The 21,161-nt window shown below is 49.7% G+C and carries 19 protein-coding genes; 10 read left to right on the top strand and 9 right to left on the bottom strand.

What is annotated here, in order from left to right:
- Nucleotides 1-19 precede the first annotated feature (19 nt).
- Nucleotides 20-1,555, top strand: a complete 1,536-nt coding sequence (gene murJ / locus DUT67_RS12065; RefSeq protein WP_048260470.1) for a murein biosynthesis integral membrane protein MurJ — start codon at nucleotides 20-22, stop codon at nucleotides 1,553-1,555.
- 164 nt (nucleotides 1,556-1,719) lie between these two features.
- On the opposite strand, the gene argS is transcribed toward murJ, so the two are convergent.
- On the bottom strand, nucleotides 1,720-3,450 hold the full coding sequence (argS, locus tag DUT67_RS12060) for an arginine--tRNA ligase (RefSeq protein WP_113631918.1): 1,731 nt from the start codon (nucleotides 3,448-3,450) through the stop codon (nucleotides 1,720-1,722).
- Nucleotides 3,451-4,107: 657 nt separating this feature from the next.
- Here argS and DUT67_RS12055 point away from each other — a divergent pair.
- Together DUT67_RS12055 and cutC are read left to right on the top strand one after the other, a co-directional pair.
- Nucleotides 4,108-4,656, top strand: a complete 549-nt coding sequence (locus DUT67_RS12055; protein ID WP_048260466.1) for a VOC family protein — start codon at nucleotides 4,108-4,110, stop codon at nucleotides 4,654-4,656.
- A gap of 278 nt (nucleotides 4,657-4,934) precedes the next feature.
- Entirely contained in the window at nucleotides 4,935-5,693 is a 759-nt protein-coding gene (gene cutC, locus DUT67_RS12050; RefSeq protein ID WP_048260463.1) for a copper homeostasis protein CutC, read from the top strand.
- Between the two features lie 148 nt (nucleotides 5,694-5,841).
- Here cutC and cmoB read toward each other — a convergent pair whose 3' ends face one another.
- From cmoB to DUT67_RS12025, 5 genes are all read right to left on the bottom strand, one after another.
- Nucleotides 5,842-6,828, bottom strand: coding sequence for a tRNA 5-methoxyuridine(34)/uridine 5-oxyacetic acid(34) synthase CmoB (gene cmoB / locus DUT67_RS12045; RefSeq protein WP_113631919.1), 987 nt, complete (start codon nucleotides 6,826-6,828; stop codon nucleotides 5,842-5,844).
- The gene (gene cmoA, locus DUT67_RS12040) at nucleotides 6,825-7,568 is read right to left on the bottom strand and encodes a carboxy-S-adenosyl-L-methionine synthase CmoA (RefSeq protein WP_113631920.1); all 744 of its coding nucleotides are present in this window, start codon (nucleotides 7,566-7,568) and stop codon (nucleotides 6,825-6,827) included. The genes cmoB and cmoA overlap by 4 nt, the downstream gene beginning before the upstream one ends.
- Nucleotides 7,569-7,760: 192 nt before the next feature.
- Nucleotides 7,761-8,156 carry an MAPEG family protein gene (locus tag DUT67_RS12035; protein ID WP_048260454.1) on the bottom strand — a complete coding sequence of 132 codons (396 nt, stop codon included), beginning with the start codon at nucleotides 8,154-8,156 and terminating at the stop codon, nucleotides 7,761-7,763.
- Between the two features lie 153 nt (nucleotides 8,157-8,309).
- Entirely contained in the window at nucleotides 8,310-9,122 is an 813-nt protein-coding gene (locus DUT67_RS12030) for a DUF72 domain-containing protein (protein WP_113632006.1), read from the bottom strand.
- Between the two features lie 90 nt (nucleotides 9,123-9,212).
- Nucleotides 9,213-10,430, bottom strand: coding sequence for an EAL and HDOD domain-containing protein (locus DUT67_RS12025; RefSeq protein WP_048260450.1), 1,218 nt, complete (start codon nucleotides 10,428-10,430; stop codon nucleotides 9,213-9,215).
- 543 nt (nucleotides 10,431-10,973) lie between these two features.
- On the opposite strand from DUT67_RS12025, the gene aspS reads away from it, so the two are divergent.
- The 6 genes from aspS (at nucleotide 10,974) to ruvB (ending at nucleotide 16,305) form a co-directional block, all read left to right on the top strand.
- Nucleotides 10,974-12,770 carry an aspartate--tRNA ligase gene (aspS, locus tag DUT67_RS12020; protein WP_048260448.1) on the top strand — a complete coding sequence of 599 codons (1,797 nt, stop codon included), beginning with the start codon at nucleotides 10,974-10,976 and terminating at the stop codon, nucleotides 12,768-12,770.
- A 1-nt stretch (nucleotide 12,771) separates the two neighbouring features.
- Nucleotides 12,772-13,215, top strand: a complete 444-nt coding sequence (gene nudB / locus DUT67_RS12015; RefSeq protein WP_048260446.1) for a dihydroneopterin triphosphate diphosphatase — start codon at nucleotides 12,772-12,774, stop codon at nucleotides 13,213-13,215.
- 23 nt (nucleotides 13,216-13,238) lie between these two features.
- Nucleotides 13,239-13,985 (top strand): YebC/PmpR family DNA-binding transcriptional regulator, encoded by a 747-nt coding sequence (locus DUT67_RS12010; protein WP_048260444.1) that lies wholly within the window; start codon nucleotides 13,239-13,241, stop codon nucleotides 13,983-13,985.
- A gap of 77 nt (nucleotides 13,986-14,062) precedes the next feature.
- Complete coding sequence (gene ruvC, locus DUT67_RS12005) at nucleotides 14,063-14,584, top strand: crossover junction endodeoxyribonuclease RuvC (protein WP_048260442.1); 522 nt, start codon at nucleotides 14,063-14,065, stop codon at nucleotides 14,582-14,584.
- A gap of 91 nt (nucleotides 14,585-14,675) precedes the next feature.
- Nucleotides 14,676-15,293, top strand: a complete 618-nt coding sequence (gene ruvA / locus DUT67_RS12000; RefSeq protein ID WP_113631921.1) for a Holliday junction branch migration protein RuvA — start codon at nucleotides 14,676-14,678, stop codon at nucleotides 15,291-15,293.
- A gap of 7 nt (nucleotides 15,294-15,300) precedes the next feature.
- Nucleotides 15,301-16,305, top strand: coding sequence for a Holliday junction branch migration DNA helicase RuvB (gene ruvB / locus DUT67_RS11995; RefSeq protein WP_048260438.1), 1,005 nt, complete (start codon nucleotides 15,301-15,303; stop codon nucleotides 16,303-16,305).
- 63 nt (nucleotides 16,306-16,368) lie between these two features.
- Here ruvB and DUT67_RS11990 read toward each other — a convergent pair whose 3' ends face one another.
- The 3 genes from DUT67_RS11990 to DUT67_RS11980 form a co-directional block, all read right to left on the bottom strand.
- The gene (locus tag DUT67_RS11990) at nucleotides 16,369-17,748 is read right to left on the bottom strand and encodes a carbohydrate porin (RefSeq protein WP_113631922.1); all 1,380 of its coding nucleotides are present in this window, start codon (nucleotides 17,746-17,748) and stop codon (nucleotides 16,369-16,371) included.
- Between the two features lie 159 nt (nucleotides 17,749-17,907).
- On the bottom strand, nucleotides 17,908-18,210 hold the full coding sequence (locus DUT67_RS11985) for a PTS lactose/cellobiose transporter subunit IIA (protein WP_143485664.1): 303 nt from the start codon (nucleotides 18,208-18,210) through the stop codon (nucleotides 17,908-17,910).
- 173 nt (nucleotides 18,211-18,383) lie between these two features.
- Nucleotides 18,384-19,712 (bottom strand): PTS sugar transporter subunit IIC, encoded by a 1,329-nt coding sequence (locus DUT67_RS11980; RefSeq protein WP_113625850.1) that lies wholly within the window; start codon nucleotides 19,710-19,712, stop codon nucleotides 18,384-18,386.
- 459 nt (nucleotides 19,713-20,171) lie between these two features.
- Between DUT67_RS11980 and DUT67_RS11975 the strand changes: the two genes are divergently transcribed.
- Nucleotides 20,172-21,131 (top strand): LacI family DNA-binding transcriptional regulator, encoded by a 960-nt coding sequence (locus DUT67_RS11975; protein WP_048260430.1) that lies wholly within the window; start codon nucleotides 20,172-20,174, stop codon nucleotides 21,129-21,131.
- The last annotated feature ends 30 nt before the right edge of the window (nucleotides 21,132-21,161 follow it).

Raw genomic sequence — 21,161 nt, 5'->3', positions numbered from 1 at the left:
CCGTTCAGAACATAATCGGATGAATTTACTTAAATCACTGGCTGCCGTCAGTTCCATGACCATGTTATCGCGCGTTTTAGGGTTTGTGCGTGATGCTATCGTCGCCCGTATTTTTGGTGCAGGTATGGCGACGGATGCCTTTTTTGTCGCGTTCAAACTGCCCAACCTGCTTCGGCGTATTTTCGCGGAAGGTGCATTCTCACAGGCGTTCGTGCCGATTTTGGCCGAATACAAAAGCCAGCAGGGTGAGGAGGCCACGCGAACGTTCCTCGCTTATGTCTCCGGTATGTTGACGCTGATACTGGCGTTAGTCACTGTGGCGGGTATGGTCGCCGCGCCTTGGGTCATTATGGTCACTGCTCCCGGTTTTGCTGCGACGCCGGAGCGCTTTGAGTTGACCTCGAATCTATTACGCGTCACGTTTCCTTATATCCTGCTGATCTCACTGACTTCCATGGTGGGTTCGGTGCTCAACACCTGGAACCGTTTCTCGGTGCCAGCCTTTGCACCGACGCTACTTAACGTCAGCATGATTGGCTTCTCGCTGTTTGCCGCACCGTATTTTAATCCCCCAGTGATGGCGCTGGCATGGGCGGTATTGGTGGGCGGTTTACTGCAACTCGGCTATCAGCTACCGCATCTGAAAAAGATTGGTATGCTGGTATTGCCGCGTCTGAAATGGCGTGACCCGAGCGTCTGGCGGGTTATGAAGCTGATGGGACCTGCGGTTTTAGGCGTGTCAGTGAGTCAGATTTCGCTGATCATCAACACCATTTTCGCCTCTTTCCTCAGCGAGGGGGCAGTGTCATGGATGTACTACGCCGATCGCCTGATGGAATTTCCTTCCGGTGTGTTGGGGGTGGCGTTAGGGACGATCTTACTTCCGTCGCTGGCGAAAAGTTTTGCCAGTGGCAATCACGATGAATATTCCCGCCTGATGGATTGGGGGCTTCGCCTCTGTTTCCTGCTGGCGCTACCGAGCGCGGTAGCATTAGGCATTTTAGCCAAGCCCTTAACCGTGTCGCTGTTCCAATACGGTAAATTTAGCGCCTTTGACGCGCTGATGACCCAACGCGCGCTGGTGGCCTACTCAGTTGGGCTGATGGGATTGATTGTCGTCAAAGTGTTAGTACCCGGCTTCTATTCCCGGCAGGATATCAAGACGCCGGTAAAAATAGCGATCGTGACGCTGATTCTGACGCAAGTTATGAACCTGATCTTTATCGGCCCATTGCAACATGCGGGTCTGGCGTTGTCCATCGGTCTGGCCTCCTGCCTGAATGCCGCGCTGCTGTATTGGCAACTGCGTAAGCAGGATATTTTCCAACCACTGCCTGGTTGGAAGGGATTTTTGATTCGTCTGTTGGCCGCCGTTATCGTGATGTCGCTGGTTTTACTGGGCATGCTGTGGTGGATGCCTGCATGGGATGATGGCAATATGACAATACGAATCCTGCGTTTACTGCTGGTCGTCGTCGTGGGCGCAGGCTCCTATTTTGCCACGCTGGCGCTGTTGGGATTCCGTCCCCGAGATTTCGCCCGCCGCAGCGTGTAACAACGTTGTTGAATAAAAAAACGTCTGGAACGTTTTTCAACGTTGCGTAGCAACGGCCCGTAGGGTGACGGACAAGGATGTCCGTCATAAAAAAACGCCATTGGTGCTGCCACCGATGGCGTTTCAGTTTTACGTTGATGGATACGTTTTTAGTCGATGGAGAATTACATCTTATCGACGGTTTCGATACCCAGTGTATCCAGTCCCTGCTTCAACGTTTTCGCCGTGAGCAGCGCTAGTCTTAGACGGCTCTGACGCACATCATCATTTTCGGCGTTCAGGATTGGGCAGTGCTCGTAGAAACCAGAGAACAGGCCAGCCAGATCGTACAGGTAGCTACACATCACATGCGGCGTGCCTTCGCGGGCGACGGAGGTGATGGTTTCCTCAAATTGCAGCAGGCGCGTTGCAAGCGCAAATTCGCGCTCATCACCCAGCGTAATCGGCTGCGTTAAGGTGTCTTCCTGTATTCCCGCACGCTTGAAAATGGACGCGACGCGCGTATAGGCATATTGCATATACGGCGCAGTGTTGCCTTCAAACGCCAGCATGTTATCCCAATCAAAAATGTAGTCTGTGGTACGGCTCTTCGACAGGTCTGCGTATTTAATCGCACCGATAGAAACCACTTTTGCTAACGCTGCCAACTCGTCGCTTTCCATCTGTGGATTTTTTTCCGCGATGAGTTTCAGTGCACGATCGTAGGCTTCATCCAATAGTTCAGACAGCTTGATCGTTCCGCCTGCACGCGTTTTGAATGGTTTACCATCTTTACCTAGCATCATGCCGAACATGTGGTGTTCCAGGCTGACAGAATCCGGCACGTAACCTGCTTTACGCACGATGGTCCAAGCCTGCATCAAATGCTGATGCTGACGGGAGTCGATGTAGTAAAGCACGCGATCGGCGTTCAGGGTTTCATAACGGTATTTGGCGCAGGCGATATCCGTTGTGGTGTAGAGGTAGCCGCCATCCTTTTTCTGGATGATGACGCCCATTGGTTCGCCTTCCTTGTTTTTATACTCATCAAGGAAAACGACCGTAGCCCCTTCGCTTTCAACGGCCAGACCTTTTGCTTTCAGATCGGCAACGATGTTCGGCAGCATACTGTTATACAGGCTTTCACCCATCACATCCTGTTTGGTCAGCGTGACATTAAGGCGTTCATAGTTGATCTGGTTCTGCGTCATGGTGATATCGACGAGCTTGCGCCACATCTGACGGCAATATTCATCGCCACCCTGTAATTTCACCACGTAACCGCGTGCGCGCTCAGCGAAATCGGCATCTTCGTCGTAGTGTTTCTTTGCTTCACGATAAAACGCTTCAAGATCGGACAGATCCATCTCGTTGGCGTTTTCATTTTGCATTTTTTCAAGGTAAGCAATCAGCATGCCGAACTGCGTACCCCAATCGCCAACGTGGTTAGCGCGGATGATGTTGTGGCCTAAAAACTCCAGCGTACGGGCTGCGGCATCACCAATAATGGTTGAGCGCAGGTGGCCGACGTGCATTTCCTTTGCGACGTTAGGGGCGGAGTAGTCAATCACGATCGTTTGTGGTTCAACCGGTGTTAAACCCAGTTTTGGTGCATTCAGGGCATTCTCAACCTGGCTCGCAACCCACTGCTTATCGAGAAAAATATTAATGAATCCCGGGCCTGCGATTTCTGTTTTTTCCGCAATGCCTTCCAGCGCTAAAAGCTGGACGACGTTTTCAGCCAATTGTCGCGGTGGCATGCCCAGTTTTTTCGCCACGGCCATGACGCCATTAGCCTGATAATCACCAAACTGTGCTTTTGCCGACTGACGAACCTGAGCTTCGCTGTCTGCTGGCGCGCCCGCGGCGGTTAACGCCTGGCTGACTTTTTCGGAGAGAAGAGCCTGAATATTCACCGGTTTACCTTAAATAAAAAATTAAGCCTTGCTTATACCATATTTGCCTTTCCTCGTCAGCAGACGGGGGGAGGCAAAAGGATATTCAGGCGAAAAAATACCCGCAGGACGGGAGATAAAAAAGGCGTGGTGATATGAAAAAAATGGATAAGGGGGGCATGGCAAAGAATAAAAGTAGTTTTAGGTAGAATAAAAATAAATCAAATCGCGATCTTAACGTTTTCTTGACCGACTATTTACACCAATCTTATGCGAGTCTCTGGTTTTAAAATGACGAAAAATAGCGTATGCCGCAATAGCGATAAGCGCGATGGATATAATGAGTAAAACCATGATGATATCTCTGCGTTATTATTTGTTTTCTTAATTTATACGTTTTTTTTTCGGCGTTCAATGGGGCAGATCTTATTTAAGATTCATCCCAGAATAGATTGCGAGAAGTATCGCAGATTAACATCGGGTAAAAAGCGTTTCCGTTTATTAATCAAACAGCATGCTTACCTTTTCTTTGCATTTGATGCGTTTCACGTAACGAAGGTGTAAATAAATGTGCATGGAGAAAAGTAGAATTTAATTAGAATGTACTATGGCTATGATATTCTCACTATCGAAAATGGTTATTGATAATGTGATATGCCGCGAGGAGTTTTACCCGATATGTTACCCAATGATTTGATAATGGATTTAGCGCGTTTTGAGCGAGACTTACAGGAATTAGCGGGTGTGCTACAGCTGGATTTGGGCGCGTTTCATGCTGACCATATCTCGCTGCGTTGTCATCAGAACACGACGGCTGAATCATGGAAAGCGGCGTTGCTGAAGGCTGGCAGCTTGCTGTCTGAAAACCAAATCAATGACCGTCCAATCTGTCTGTTTATACTGGATAATGCAATATCTGTCGGCCCCTGGCAGATTGATTGTATCGAATTACCGTGGCCGGGGAAAAAGCATTATCCCCATGAGGGATGGGAGCATGTGGAACTGGTGCTTTCCGGTGATACGGAAACACTGCACCAGCGTGCTTTGACCTGCTTGTCTGATGATGCACTACGTACGCCGGGCATCAAGCTTAAATTTAGTTCTCCGCAAGGCGAAAAAGAACGAATTCCTAATCCGACGTTAGCGGTGACCAATGGAAAAGTGACAATAAAATTTCATCCATTTGATATTCGAGATGTTGTCGCGAGCGAAATGCCGTCGTTATGAAAATAGCTGAGTGTGTAAAGTAATCAGAAGGGTGTCATTGGCTAAACGGTAAAATGGCGTATCACGTTATTCATGCCATTTTCTTTTGCGGTAGAACAGATTAATAAAACTGTGGTTTATGTCATGTTTATTTCGGCAGTGTATCGCGTTCGTTGTGACTCCCGTCTCCTCACGATATGAATGCGAATGCCATAGTTATTACTTTAGTCGACGTGATGATTCGTCGATTTTTTGATAATTAAGAAAAGTAGTCTGGGAGTTTATATGGAGGAGCGGCGATGACGAAACTGGAAGTATGCTGTTATAGCGTTGATTGTGCGATAACGGCAGCGCAGTCTGGGGCTGACAGGATTGAACTCTGTGCAGGACAGCGAGAGGGGGGGTTAACGCCATCCTACGGTGCGCTGCGCGGTGCGCGTGAAAAGGTCGCGATTCCTGTTCACCCGATTGTGCGTCCGCGAGGGGGCGATTTTTGCTACAGTGCGGCGGAGTTTGCTGCCATCAAATACGATATTGAGCAGATTCGTGAGATGGGGTTTCCCGGTGTTGTTGTCGGTGTGCTGAATGAGGAAGGGCACATTGATTTGCCCAAAATGCGCGAAATCATGGTGGTGGCTCAAGGAATGGCGGTGACCTTTCATCGCGCGTTTGATATGTGCCTGAACCCTTACATTGCGCTGGGACAACTCACCGACCTTGGCGTATCGCGCATATTAACCTCTGGGCAACAGCAGACGGCGGAGAATGGGTTACGGTTATTACGTGAACTAACACAGGCGAGTCGCGGTCCAATTATTATGGCAGGTTCTGGCGTACGATTGACTAACGTGCACAAATTTCAGCAAGCCGGTATCCGAGAGCTGCATAGTTCAGCAGGCCAGTGGACGTCATCCCCTATGCGTTATCGCAAAATCGGCGTGTCGATGTGTGCGGATACGGAATTAGATGAATTTAGCCAGTATTGCGTGGATGGTGATGTGGTGGAAGCAATGAAACGGGCGGTCAGCCCGGATCGTGAAATGCAGTACGTATCGTAATGCAAGGTGTTTCATGGTGTAGCGGTTGATAGACTGGATTGCTATAGGACACCACATCGTCATTCTTCAGTTTTGCCGCGCCGCATACCGTTAGGTCTGCATGGCAAGTACCAAGCCCCAGCGTGTTGCTGGGGCTTTTTTTGTCGATTTAGGACTGGTAGATCCCAGGTTTACGTGCAACCAATACCGCTCGTACCGGAGCGGGGTAACCTTCTACCGTTTTCGTTGGATCCTCAGGATCGAGGAATTCAGCCAGCGACTCGGTGATCATCCAGTCTGTCCGGCGCTGTTCCTGCGTTGTGGTGGTGCAGATATCGACGACGCGGACATCAACAAATCCACATTTCTCAAGCCATTTCGTTAAAGCCGCAGCAGACGGGATGAAGTAGACATTGCGCATTTGCGCGTAGCGTTCTCCCGGCACCAGCACCTGATTTTCATCACCGTCAATGACCAGCGTTTCGAGCACCAACTCACCACCTGCCACCAGCTGATTTTTTAATTGCCACAGGTGATCGAGCGGGGAACGGCGATGGTACAACACGCCCATGGAAAACACGGTATCGAACGCAGCCAGTTCGGGGAGTTGCTCAATGCCAAGCGGCAGAACGTGTGCTCGCTGGTCGTCGCCGAGTAGCTTACGCACGGCTTCAAACTGACATAAGAATAGCTGCATGGGGTCGATGCCAACCGCCATCGTTGCGCCTTCACCGACCATCCGCCACAGGTGATAGCCGCTGCCACAGCCTACATCGAGTATCAGACGATTTTTCAGCGGGCTGATATGTGGCAGAACGCGTTGCCACTTCCAGTCTGAACGCCATTCCGTGTTGATATCCACACCGTAAAGCGAAAAAGGGCCTTTACGCCAGGGCATCAAATTACGCAGCAGTTTTTCAATCCCTTCACGTTGGCCGATGGAAATATCGGGCTCCATGCGTGTCGTGACGCTGTCGTTCAAATCCAAAGAAGTTGGCGTCAGCGACGGGAGATGCTCCAGTGAGTTAAACCAGAGTTTGAACTTACCGTGTAAGGATTCTTGTTGCCAACTGCTGAGCTGAGAAGGCAGTGTATTGAGCCAGTGACTAAGCGGGCCCTTCGCGATTTGCTGATAAAAATTGCCGAAATCGATCACGCCTTTTCCTCTGCTTTCACGGCTAATAACGAACCAAAATTAAAACACTGAAACCAGATCTCGCTGTGCTCAAAACCCGCAGATGCTAGTCGAGCTTTATGAGTTTCTACCGAGTCGGTCAGCATGACATTTTCCAGCATGCTGCGCTTCTGACTGATTTCCAGTTCGCTGTAGCCATTTGCCCGTTTGAAATCGAGGTGCATGTTGAACAGCAATTCGCCGACGTCTTTGTCCGCAAAATTGAATTTCTCAGAGAGCACCAGCACGCCGCCGGGATTCAATCCCTGATAAATACGCTCAATAAGCACCTTGCGTTGAGAAGGCTCCAGAAACTGAAGAGTAAAGTTCAGCACCACCATGGAAGCATTCTTGATATCAATGTCCAAAATATCTGCTTCTATAATCTCGACGGGCGTATCGGAACGGAAAGCGTCAATGTGGCTACGGCAGCGTTTCACCATCGCCGGAGAGTTGTCTACCGCGATAATTTTGCAGTTCGGCACATGTATATTGCGTCGCACAGACAGCGTGGCCGCGCCCAGCGAACATCCCAGATCGTAGACGAGACTATCCGGACGGGCGAACCGTTCTGCCAGCATGCCAATCATTGAGATAATGTTGGAATAGCCGGGTACGGAACGTTGGATCATATCGGGAAATACGTCGGCAACGCGTTCGTCGAATGTCCAGTCACCTAAATTGGCAATTGGCACAGAAAAAAGCATATCGCGGTTTGGCATGGCGGAAAGTGCACTGAGAGTAATAAAGAGGCGCGTATTCTAGCAGAAGACGCCGTACCCGTCATACTGCAAGTTGCATGAGCGTTGGCTTCGCTTACTCACCGAATACATTGTGTGGGCGTGGCGTTTGATTCCCGGGCGCATCATACTTGTGCGCCCGAGAGAGGCGGATATCGTTTTTATCTCACGCTATCAATACAGCGTGAAAACTAGATCCCAGGGAAGATAATAGAGATTTGCTGCAATCATCAGGATGAGTGAGGCATAGGTTGCCGACATACCTGAACGCCGCCAGCGGAATTCGCGATGCCGAAGACCGTAGTAGTGAACTAAACGCCCGGTAATCAATAGAATGCCGCAAAAATGGATCATGATGATAAGGGCGCCGTTCATCTCCATCAGTACCAGCAAAATTGCCGCAATGGGAATATATTCCACCGCGTTACCATGTACCCGGATCGCCGTTTGCAATTCATAAAATCCGCCGTCGCCGTAGGCCACGCGATACTGCATTCTCAGTTTTACAACATCAATAGACAGCTTTATCAACAAGATTGCGCCGAGCACGATATAGAGCGCACTTACCATTTTTTACTCCGTGACCTAACCGAAAACGGCTTGCAGAATAATAGCTTTACCTAACGTAACTGTCGCCTGTAAAGGCTGATTTTTTTAGCGGAAATAGGTTACGTTATGAAAGTGTTTATAACTAAATGAACTAACATACCCGAATCCTATGGTTCAAAAGAGCGTCGCCTGCTGCGGCCAATCTGGCTGGGGCGGCAGTGTTGGATAGATCTCGGCGAGTAACGGCCAAAGCTGTTGCGCTAACGGTGGGGCATCACCGATATCCGGTGTGTGAATAAAGAAGAAGGGATTCGCTTCAGGCCACTGCGGCAGTTTGTTACGCCATGACTCGAACCAGCGCAGATTTTCTTCCAGCGTTTCACTCCCGATGAAGCGGATCAGCGGCTGTGTAGCGGTCAGCACGGCGTGTACTGGCACGCGGGGCTTCTTCCGCTGGGCTTCACGCATGGCAACGCTGTCTGGTGCGGCGTGATGAACTGGACGACTGTCGAGAATCACGCGATTTATGCCGCGCTGTTGTAGTCCCTGATTCAGCGCACGCTCCTCATCACCTTTAGCAAAAAATAGCGGGTGACGCACTTCTACACCGTAGCTAAATCCCTGCGGTAAGGCATCAAGAAAGCGCCACAGAACGGGCAACTGTGCTGGCCCAAAGGTTGCGGGGAGTTGCAACCATAGCTGTCCGATACGGTGTTCAATTGGTTCAAGACATTGATAAAAAAGGCTGACATCGTTATCGCAGTTCTGCAAGGCGGCTTTATGGCTGATCGTTGAGGGAAACTTGAAACAAAAGCGAAACTCATCATGCGTCATATCACGCCAGCGTTCGACAACCTCGCGTGAAGGCAACGCATAAAAGGTCGTGTTACCTTCGACGCAGCTAAAGTAGCGGCTGTAGTCGGCAAGATCGTTTAACCCCAACCGACTCCATGCAGGGTGCTGCCATTGCGGTAATCCGATATACATCATCGCACCATAATTTCATTGAGCCTCAATAGGATGGTGACGATTATCGCGTAATTGTCAGGGCAGTGCGAGTGAGCCGAGATAAATCGTTTATAAAATCTCATCCGCCCACTGTGTTGCCTCCATTATCATGGTAAAGAAGTTTTCTTCATCGATACCCAACTGGATTAAGAGGCGTTCAAGTTCTTCCCACTCTTGCTGTTCGTATTTAGCGATTAGCGTCAGATAAACGGCAAGTTCGCCGGTGTTTTCTAATAAGCTTTGATTAATTTTTTCCGATAGTGCGATTTGTGAAAGCAGTAGCGGCATCGGTGAGTCCAATACGGCATCAAGCAGCGATAATAACCCGCAGAGAAACGCCTCGGTGGTATCCGCTTTCACATTAAAAGAGGCATACAGTAACTCGAAAAATCTGGCGCGAATTAAGCTGGTGCGATAAAGCTCGCTAGGTTTATTTTCATTACTATTGGTAATACTAATTAATGACACAAAGCGTTTAAGTTCTCGTTGCCCAAGCAGCATCGCCATGGCACGGAATGACATCGTGGTTGCAGTGATACCGAAACGCGTGTTGTATTTGATATTGGTGATGTGGCGCATCAATTTATAATAAAGCGACAAATCAGCACAGACCAATTCTTCGATCGTAGCATAGTTGATTTCAGGTTTATTAACCTCTCTCAACAACCTGATGGTATTACTGGAGTTATTGACCAATTTTCTCGATTTAATCATTTCAGGACGACTGAAAAAATACCCCTGAAACAGTGAAATACCTAGCTTTTTGCTTTGCACGTACTGCTCATACGTTTCTACTTTTTCTGCCAGATAAATTAACTTACGCTGTGAAGTTCTTTTGATGAAATTTTCAATGTCGCCAAAATCCGACAGGGTTAAATCGAATTTGATGATATCAATGTAAGGCAAAAAACGATCCCATTCTGAACCCATCGAAAAGTCATCAAGCGCAATTTTGAAGCCCTTTCTTTTTAGCTTTTTTACGGCAGCAAATAAATCGTTATCGGGTATCGCATTTTCAAGAATTTCTATAACGACCTTTTCCTGTGGCAATACTTCAGCCTGACCGTTGATCAACATCTGATGGGGGAAGTTAATATAGTAAGGTTGTTCGACCACGGATTTTGTCAATGGATTGGTTAAGAACTGATCGGAAATAAGCTGCGCAGTCGCAAATTCAGGGCTGACGTCGGGGAATTTATTGGTGACGTCCATGCGAAAAAGTAACTCGTAAGCAACGGTTTGGAGGTGTTGATTTAAAATGGGTTGACGGGCAACAAATGAATACATACTTGTTCTCCATGTAAACCATACGCATTAGCCAATAATGGAAAAGCGCTTTTTATTAAAATTTTTATAAAAATAAGCAGTTACTTGGTAATTTTAGCAGATTTTATTAAAAGGGAAGGTCAGTTTCCACAAATCATCATGCTGTGTGCATCGGCATGCCCTATGTCTTTGGGCCGATGACACTTAAGAAAATTAGCCATTTGGAATGCCGCTTTTCTGACGATTTTCGGATCACTGCATGTTGGTGACTCCGTTTTCCTCTGGTGTTCAGTTTTGCAACAATTTTGCCTCGGTTAATGAACATTCCGTTAACTGAAAAGGGAATTTCGTAAAAAGAGTAGGCGACTGCGTCGCAGAGCGTTACCTTCATGCTTATCGTTCGGGCGAATATCCTTTATAATAGCCGCCTTTTTTCATCAGACAGTAACCCAGAAAAACCATGCCGTGCAGCGAAAATGCCACTGTTTTTGCGTTGTGATCTACCGTGAAGAGTAATCTGCCGCGAAAACGTGTGAGTTGACGGATGAGTAAAAGGACATCGTGATGCGTACTAATTATTGCGGGCAGTTGAATTCGTCCCATGTGGGCCAGGAAGTGACATTGTGCGGTTGGGTTAACCGCCGCCGCGATCTGGGTGGTTTGATTTTTATTGATATGCGTGACCGCGAAGGGCTGGTTCAGGTGTTTTTTGACCCTGACCGTCAGGATGCATTTAAACTGGCATCCGAGTTGCGTAACGAGTTCTGCATCCAACTTACTGGTGTAGTCCGTGCCCGTCCAGAAAGCCAAATCAACAAAGATATGGCGACGGGTGAAGTCGAAATTTTTGCCAACGCCCTGACGATCGTTAACCGTTCTGAAGCGCTGCCGTTGGATTCCAACCAAACCAATACCGAAGAAGCGCGTCTCAAATACCGCTATCTGGATTTGCGCCGTCCTGAAATGGCGCAGCGCCTGAAAACGCGTGCACGTATCACCAGTTTCGTACGCCGTTTTATGGACGACCACGGCTTCATGGACATCGAAACGCCGATGTTGACGAAAGCGACGCCAGAAGGCGCGCGCGACTATCTGGTGCCAAGCCGCGTACATAAAGGCAAATTTTATGCGTTGCCACAGTCCCCACAGCTGTTCAAACAGCTGCTGATGATGTCCGGGTTTGACCGCTACTACCAGATCGTCAAATGCTTCCGTGACGAAGACTTGCGTGCCGACAGACAGCCTGAATTTACCCAAATCGATGTGGAAACCTCTTTCATGACCGCGCCACAAGTGCGTGAAGTGATGGAGAAATTGGTGCGTGAACTGTGGCTGGACGTAAAAGGCGTCGATCTGGGTGATTTCCCGATCATGACGTTCGCGGAAGCGATGCGTCGTTTCGGTTCCGACAAGCCAGATTTGCGTAACCCGCTGGAACTGGTCGATGTTGCCGATCTGCTGAAAGATATCGAATTCAAAGTGTTCTCCGGCCCGGCAAATGATGCCAAAGGCCGCGTTGCCGCTATCCGCGTACCGGGCGGCGCACAACTGAGCCGCAAGCAGATTGATGAATACGCCAAATTTATTGAAATCTATGGCGCGAAAGGGTTGGCTTATATCAAGGTCAACGAGCGTGCCAAGGGGCTGGAAGGTGTTCAAAGCCCGGTAGCGAAGTTCCTGAGTGAAGATGTTCTGTCTGCCGTGTTGGATCGTACCGCGGCGCAAGATGGCGACATCCTGTTCTTCGGTGCTGACAGTGCGAAAGTGGTGACCGACGCGCTGGGTGCGCTGCGTCTTAAGCTGGGCCGCGATCTGAGCCTGACGAAAGACAACAGCTGGGAACCGCTGTGGGTAGTTGATTTCCCAATGTTTGAAGAAGATGGCGAAGGCGGGTTGTCAGCGATGCACCATCCGTTTACCGCACCGCGCGACATGTTGCCTTCTGAACTGGCGGCTAACCCCGTTTCGGCGATCGCTAACGCCTATGACATGGTCATTAACGGTTATGAAGTGGGCGGTGGTTCCGTTCGTATTCACAGCGGCGAGATGCAGCAAACTGTATTCCGCATTCTGGGCATTACTGAGCAAGAGCAGCGTGAGAAATTTGGCTTCCTGCTGGACGCGCTGAAATATGGTACACCGCCGCATGCAGGTCTGGCATTTGGCCTTGACCGTCTGGTGATGTTACTGACGGGCACCGATAACATTCGTGACGTTATTGCCTTCCCGAAAACGACGGCAGCAGCGTGTCTGATGACGGAAGCACCAAGTTTCGCCAACCCAGCTTCGCTGGAAGAGCTCGCCATTGCGGTTGTCGTGAAAGGGAAAGCGGCTCAGGATGGAAAATCCGAGAACGAATAAGATGGTATACAAGCGACCCGTTTCGGTTCTGGTGGTGATCTATGCCCGTGATACCGGGCGGGTGCTGATGTTGCAGCGGCGTGACGATCCTGAATTCTGGCAGTCGGTGACTGGCAGTATAGAGGAAGGAGAAAGCGCGCCGTATGCCGCACAGCGTGAAGTCAAAGAAGAAGTTAACATTGATATATCCGCAGAAGCGTTATCACTCTTTGACTGTCAGCGCTGTATTGAGTTTGAGCTATTTACTCATTTGAGACGTCGCTATGCGCCGGGGGTGACGCACAATACCGAGCATTGGTATTGTTTGGCGTTACCTGCTGAGCGCGAGGTGCAATTATCCGAGCATCTTGCTTACCAGTGGCTGGATGTGCCCCATGCGGCACAGTTGACCAAGTCCTGGAGCAACCGGCAGGCGATTGAGGAATTTGTTATTTATCCGGCCTGAACAGGCTTTTTTCGGAGATTTTTATGGCAGGTCATAGTAAGTGGGCGAACACAAAGCATCGTAAAGCAGCACAGGACTCCAAACGCGGTAAAATCTTTACCAAGATTATCCGCGAACTGGTCACCGCAGCCCGTTTGGGTGGTGGCGATCCAGGGTCTAACCCACGTCTGCGCGCAGCGATCGATAAAGCACTGTCCAACAACATGACGCGCGATACTCTGAACCGCGCGATTGCCCGTGGCGTTGGCGGTGATGATGATACCAACATGGAAACCATCATTTATGAAGGCTACGGCCCGGGTGGCACTGCTGTCATGGTGGAATGCTTGAGTGACAACCGCAACCGTACCGTTTCCGAAGTGCGCCACGCGTTTACCAAAACGGGCGGTAATCTGGGCACTGATGGGTCCGTTTCGTACCTCTTCACCAAGAAGGGCGTCATTTCTTACGCGCCAGGTCTGGATGAAGATACCGTGATGAACGCCGCGCTGGAAGCGGGTGCCGATGATGTCGTCACGTATGATGACGGTGCGATCGACGTCTTCACGCCGTGGGAAACATTCGGTGAAGTGAAGGATGCCTTGGATGCGGCAGGCCTGAAAGCTGAAGCCGCCGAAGTCTCCATGATTCCGTCCACGAAAGCGGATATGGATGCAGAAACGGCACCGAAGCTGATCCGTTTAATCGATATGCTGGAAGACTGCGACGATGTGCAGGAGGTTTACCATAACGGTGAGATCTCCGATGAGGTGGCTGAGCTGCTGGAATAACCAGTCGGTGATGCAAAATAAAAACGGCTATCCACACGGGCGAATCGGCGGAGCGGCACGATGACAATCGTAGCATCATGACAATCATAGTAGGCATCGACCCCGGTTCGCGCGTGACAGGTTATGGCATTATCCGTCAGCAGGGGCGGCATCTGACCTATCTCGGTAGCGGTTGTATTCGCACCATAGTCGATGACATGCCCACGCGGCTTAAGCTGATTTACGCGGGCGTCAGTGAGATCATTACGCAATTTCGCCCAGACTGTATGGCGATTGAGCAGGTTTTCATGGCGAAAAACCCAGATTCAGCATTGAAGCTGGGGCAGGCGCGTGGTGTAGCCATCGTCGCTGGTGTGAATCAGGATCTACCGGTGTTTGAATACGCCGCGCGTTTGGTTAAGCAAACGGTGGTGGGAACTGGCGCGGCAGATAAAAAGCAGGTACAGCATATGGTTCGGTCATTGCTGAAACTGTCTGCCAGCCCGCAGGCGGATGCTGCCGATGCACTGGCGATTGCCATTACTCACTGCCACTTTAACCAGAGCCTGCTGCGTACGGCAGCGGCGAAAGTAAACCCGCTGGCAGGAAGACTGCGCTGAAACAGGAGGCTGGATATTCATCCAGCCTTTTTTATGTTATATACTCGTCATACTTCAAGCCATTCATTCCCTATGTAAAAGGAAGCGCAACGTGATAGGTCGTCTCAGAGGCATTATCCTGGAAAAACAGCCGCCGCAGGTGCTGATAGAAGCTAACGGCGTGGGTTACGAAGTCCATATGCCGATGACGTGCTTTTACGAACTCCCTGAACTCAATCAGGAAGCGATTATTTTTACCCATTTTGTTGTCCGTGAAGATGCGCAACTGCTGTTCGGTTTTAATGACAAACAGGAAAGGGCGCTGTTCCGTGAGTTGATCAAAGTGAATGGCGTTGGACCTAAACTGGCGCTGGCGATTCTCTCTGGGATGTCCGCAACGCAGTTTGTCAGCGCGGTTGAGCGCGAAGAAATTGGTGCATTGATTAAACTTCCCGGCGTAGGTAAGAAAACGGCGGAAAGGCTGGTTGTTGAAATGAAAGATCGCTTCAAAGGCTTGAGTGGCGATCTGTTTAATCCGGTTAGCGATATTCCGTTGGCGTCACCCGCTAACGCAGACAGCCGCGTTGGCGAACCTGAAGCGGAAGCTGCCGCGGCACTGGTGGCACTGGGCTACAAACCGCAGGAAGCTAGCCGCATGATTTCCAAAATCGCGCGTCCTGATGCGGACTGTGAAACCCTGATCAGGGATGCACTGCGCGCGGCGCTGTGAGGTATTGATGATAGAAGCCGACCGTTTGATTTCCGCTGACGCCGTTCCTGAAGAAGAATTTCTCGACCGCGCGATGCGACCTAAGCTGCTGACCGAATATGTAGGCCAGCCGCAGGTGCGTGAGCAGATGGAAATTTTTATCCAGGCTGCGCGTAAACGTGGGGATGCGCTGGATCATCTGCTGATTTTTGGGCCTCCTGGTTTGGGCAAAACGACGCTGGCGAATATTGTTGCCAATGAGATGGGCGTGAATATGCGCACAACGTCAGGCCCCGTGTTGGAAAAAGCCGGTGACCTTGCTGCGCTGCTGACCAATCTCGAACCGCATGATGTGTTATTCATCGATGAAATCCATCGCCTGTCGCCCGTCGTGGAAGAAGTGCTGTACCCCGCGATGGAAGATTATCAGTTGGATATCATGATCGGTGAAGGGCCTGCTGCCCGCTCAATTAAACTCGATCTGCCTCCTTTCACACTGATTGGCGCAACGACGCGTGCGGGGTCGTTAACCTCGCCGCTGCGCGACCGCTTTGGTATTGTGCAGCGCCTGGAGTTTTATAATGTGGCGGATTTGCAGTATATCGTTGGCCGCAGCGCACAGTGTTTGGGACTGGATTTGACACCAGAGGGTTCCCTTGAAGTGGCACGCCGTGCGCGTGGTACACCGCGTATCGCCAACCGATTATTGCGTCGGGTGCGCGATTTCTCCGAGGTTAAATCGGAAGGTGCGATTACTGGCGATGTGGCGACACAGGCGCTGGATATGCTGGCGGTAGATACCGAAGGTTTTGACTACATGGACCGCAAGCTGCTGTTGGCAATCATCGATAAATTCATGGGCGGCCCCGTTGGGCTGGACAATTTAGCTGCGGCGATTGGCGAAGAGCGCGAAACCATTGAAGACGTACTAGAGCCGTTTCTGATTCAGCAAGGATTCATCCAGCGTACGCCGCGTGGTCGAATGGCGACGCAGCATGCTTATCGGCATTTTGGCTTAACGCGTGAAGAGTAGTATTGCCTGAAAGATGTTTTTCCATATTTAGGGAGACCAGACGGTCTCCCTAAATTTATGTGATTAAAACCAGGCTTCCCACATTGCCCCAACGTTAAACGAATCGAGCTGCGTGTTGACCCCAGTCGTTGTCCGTGCGGTGTGTTTGTTATCGACTTCCCCGCCAGTGACATAGAAGCGCAACATCGGTCTGAACTCCGGTCCCATCGCGATCGAGACATTCTGGGAAAGCGTCAGTTTCCACCCCTTATTGTCACCGTCCTGGCCGTAATCTACATGCTGATAGCCTGCTTCAAGCCAGGTAGAATGCACGTCATTCCAGAAATACATAGGGCGAACGATAGCATTGTAGTTACGACGGTCGTCCTGACTCGCTGAGTCATTCGAGTAGTCGTGGTAGGCTAACAGGTATGCGACCTGCGTTTGTGGTGTGAATTTGTAGTTACCTTCGAAGCTGGCATAGAAGGTTTTCAGATTGTTCGTTTTGTTATAAACGCTGTTATCCGCATTGTCTGAATAGCGGGTGATGAACTGATTGAGGCTATTCTTTCCCGTGTGGCTCAGAACGGCGCCGCCTTGCCAGGCTTTCATCCGCTCATCGTTATTCACCGCTTTTGAGTCAAAACCATAGTTAGCGTACAGCGCAAGATCCAACGGCCCCAGCTTGATGCCATGCACTTTGGAGGTCAGGGCGTAATTGCCTTTATCGCCCGTGCCGGAGCCACCGGTACAGCTGATGCGTGAGGGGTTCGCATTATTGGCTAACACTTGGGGATTACAGGATTCCACGGCACCGACGGCCGCCACATCGAATTGAATACCGCCGAGTTCAAAATTCTTTATCCCCGCACCCTGACCGTCATGGTTCATCCAGAAGTAGTCGTTGATACTTTGCTGTGGGCGCTGGTGGAAATCTCGTCCCGCCCAGAGATAGGCGTTTGGCTGAGAGGCGAAAAGATTGGTGACGCCGGCATAGGCTTTTTTCAGGTTAACTTCATCGCCCCAGTGGTCGATCATCACGACGATATCCCAGATAGCGCCATTATCACTTTTGAAAGCTTTGGAAAGCTGAAATTCACCGCCATTACCTTCGTTGCCCAGACGGCCTAATGCGGAAGCTCCGTTATAGGAACCGTCAACCCCAACATATTTCTGGTCACCGCCCTGGAATTGCGCGCCGTAACGCGCATAGCCAGTGAATTCGACACCATAAGGTATCGCCATGTCAGGCGTCTTCGGGGCATCCGGTGTCGTCAGAGGATCGACCTGTTTGCTGGCAATCGCGTCTAACTTAGCCTGACGTTCCGCCAGCGCTTTTTCCACGGCTTGAGCAACGATACGATCTAATTGTTCCTGAGTAATGATTTCTTGTGCGAGTGCGGAACTGGAGCAAAGGGCGGCCAGCACCGCCAGCGTAACTGGAAGTTTTTTGCAATTTTTCATAGTCATCTCAATTCGGTAAGTTATTTTCAGACAATAACCATCCGGTTCTGATTGACGTGAATAATTGCACGGCGCTCAGAACAAGGTGATTGTTATTTTTCTAATAGTGCAAGGTAATTAAATAACTGACGTAATCTACCCTCCCTTTAAGAGGTAATATTACCGCTGGTAAAGATGAATAATTTCTTCTGATAATTCGCGGGCGAGCAGTGATGTCATTAAATGGTCTTGAGCATGAACCATAATTAAAGTCATCGGCTGTCTGGCTTCACCTGCATCCTGTTCGATTAGCTGGGTCTGCATATGGTGTGCCTTGCGTGCATAGCCATCGGCTTCCTTCAGCAAATCTTTGGCTTCATCAATGTTACCTTTGCGCGCAGCGTGCAGTGCCTCGAAACACAGGCTGCGCGATTGCCCCGCATTGACAATAATATCCATTACTGCATCTTCTAATGTAATCATGATATGACCTATTTTTTATATGACCGAATACCAGCGGCAATGGTTATTCCCTCTGCCGCATGCTTGAATGCTATTCAGGGCGGAATATCATAGATGATGAAAATATTCCGTCACTGAACGCGTTATTTTATTTATTCTATTTAATACGTTTAACCAATTCTTTATTTACCCCATTAATTACTACCTGCCGTTTTTGCCATCGACAGGCCGCTCTGCATTTTTTGCTCCTCGGTCTTCATCAGCGTACGTTCATAAGCGCGCAGGAACGGTAAATACATCAGTGCGGAAAACATCATGCATAGCAAGCACATGATAAACGGGCTAAAACTCCAATTTGCGGCCCATGATGCACCAATAGGAGCGGGTGTCGTCCAGGGGGTTAGCGATACGACTTGTGCCAGCCACCCCATTTTGGTTGCCGTGTAAGCCAGTACGGCATTGATCATGGGGACGAAGACAAAAGGCAGAAACAGCATCGGGTTCATGATAATGGGCGCACCGAACATGATCGGCTCGTTGATGTTAAAGAAGCTCGGTACGACGCCCATTCTGCCGATGGTACGCAGGTGAGTCACTTTGCTGCGTAACAGCAGGAAAGCTAAGGGCAGCGTTGAGCCGACGCCACCAATTAACAGATAGTGATCCCAAAATCCCTGTAAATAGATATGCGGTAGTACTTCACCTGCTGCCAGCGCTGCCTGATTCACGGCCAGGTTAGTCATCCAAAATGGATTCATAATACCCGTGACAATCAGTGAACCGTGGATACCCGAAAACCAGAAAAGCTGGCATAGCAGCACAGATAGCAGAATGGCGGGCAGCGAGTCTGAGGCAGAAACCAGTGGTGCCAGCAGATGCATAATTGCTTCGGGAATGATCATGCCCGTTTGCGCCTCAACGAAGAGGTTGAGTGGGTGCAGTGTCGCGACAATAACCAACACGGGAATGAGAATTTCAAATGAGCGAGCGACCCCTGTTGGCACTTCTTTCGGTAAGCGAATGGTAATGTTGTGTTGTTTCAGCGCGGCATAAACACGGGTGGAATAGATAGAGGTGAGTAAAGCGGTGAATATCCCTTGCCCTGACAGATACTCCGTAGAAATTTTGTCATCGGCGTAAGGCGCGGCGACGAGCAGAAAAGCCATAAATGCCAGCAGACCGGACATCACAGAATCGAGATCAAACTGTCGCCCCAGACTGGCCCCGACGCCAACGGAAATGAAGAAGGTCATCACGCCCATACTCAGCTCGAAAGGCAGCATCAGTTGGTCGCGATAGGTGATGGAAAAATCTAGCCAGGTGCGGGCAAACCCGACAGTGGTATCGGCAGAGAAGGGAGGGAAAATAAACACCAACATAAATGAGCCAATGATCATAAAGGGGAGTGCGGCAGTAAAACCATCGCGGATAGCGATCACATACTTTTGTTGCCCTAAACGCCCGGCCAGCGGGGTAATCGATTGTTCGATAGAAGCAATCATTGATTGATATAAGGAACTCATGTGAACACCTTTTCGTATGCCACCGCGAAGGCGACAGTTCATCATCAAGTACGTATCGCCACGGTGCATACCGTAACCCGTTGTCTTAACGGGCCGGATAGATAAATCGTGTGTGGCAGCCTTTTGTGAAAGTGAGCCTATATCCGTTATTTTTCTTCCGCGACGGACCGCATTTTCCGCCAAGCACAATGTAAAAACTTATTGCTAAGATGATTGGATATCATATGGAAACCGTTTTCCATGCAAAGAAAAGAGAAGTGTGATGACCGTCAAGGTGTGATGATTTCTGGCCGTATTAATTAGATTTGCATCACATCTTATCGGAAAGAGTGTCTATTGGATGTTAAATGGATAATCGGTTTCCATGCTGAATGGAAACGGTTATACTGCAAAGCAATACAATGCGCTGTTGGTGTTAAAGGTTTCGAGTCGAGTTTAGCGTTTTTCCAGGGGCAAATGATGTCTACAATCAACGATGTATCGCGTTTAGCTGGGGTCTCCAAAGCCACAGTCTCCCGGGTGTTGAGTGGTTCACGCGGCGTAAAGGAAGCCAGCCGCCTTGCAGTGTTAAAAGCGGTTGATGAGCTTAAATACCGACCCAACGTCATCGCCCAATCGCTGTTAAGCCAGTCAACCGGATGTATTGGTGTCATTTGCGCTCAGGACAATATCAACCAGACGACCGGCTATCTTTATGCGTTGGAAAAACACTTTAGTCGACATCAAAAACATCTCTTGTTGCGGTTTGCCAGCAGCAAAGCAGAAGTCATGAATGTGCTAGATGAGCTAACCAGCGGTCTATGTGATGATATTTTAATCATCGGTGCGCGCTTCCCGCTGAATCTGGCCGATAAGAGCATCATCCTGATCGATTGTATGGAGGCTGATACCACTAACAGCCTGCAATTCGATCACGCCTTCGCCACAGAAACGGCATGTAATTACCTGATCCGACAAGGGCGTAGGCAAATCGCGCTGATCAATCCTGCCGCCAGCAGTTCTGCGGATCAGGTGCTTTTGGGATATAAGCGGGCGCTGGAAAATAACTTCTTGCCGTTTAACCGCAACCTGATTTTTATGGATGCGTCTTCCTCGTCGTCGGTAGCGCTGCAAGTGTTGCTCAATAACAGCACGACGCTGAATTTCAATGCGCTCCTAGTGGCGGATGAGCAAGAAGCAAAACGAGTCATCGCACAGCTTCAGGCGTTTAATAAATCCGTGCCACAGGACATTATGGTATTCAGTCTTGCCGGTTCTCTCGATATTCCTGGTATTCCGGCGATTCCTGCAATTGAGTATTCGATGGATGCGGTGGCAGCCAGAATCGTGTCATGGCTCAATGAAAAAACGCAGGATGTTCTGGAGTCGTATGTCTTACGGGGTGATTTAATCATTCCAGATATGGCTAACCGGAAATAAACGCTGTTCGCGTGAACTTACTGATTTTCA

The sequence above is a fragment of the Pectobacterium peruviense genome (assembly GCF_003312355.2).
Taxonomy (GTDB): domain Bacteria; phylum Pseudomonadota; class Gammaproteobacteria; order Enterobacterales; family Enterobacteriaceae; genus Pectobacterium; species Pectobacterium peruviense.
This window is presented reverse-complemented; position numbering and strand designations above follow the sequence as displayed.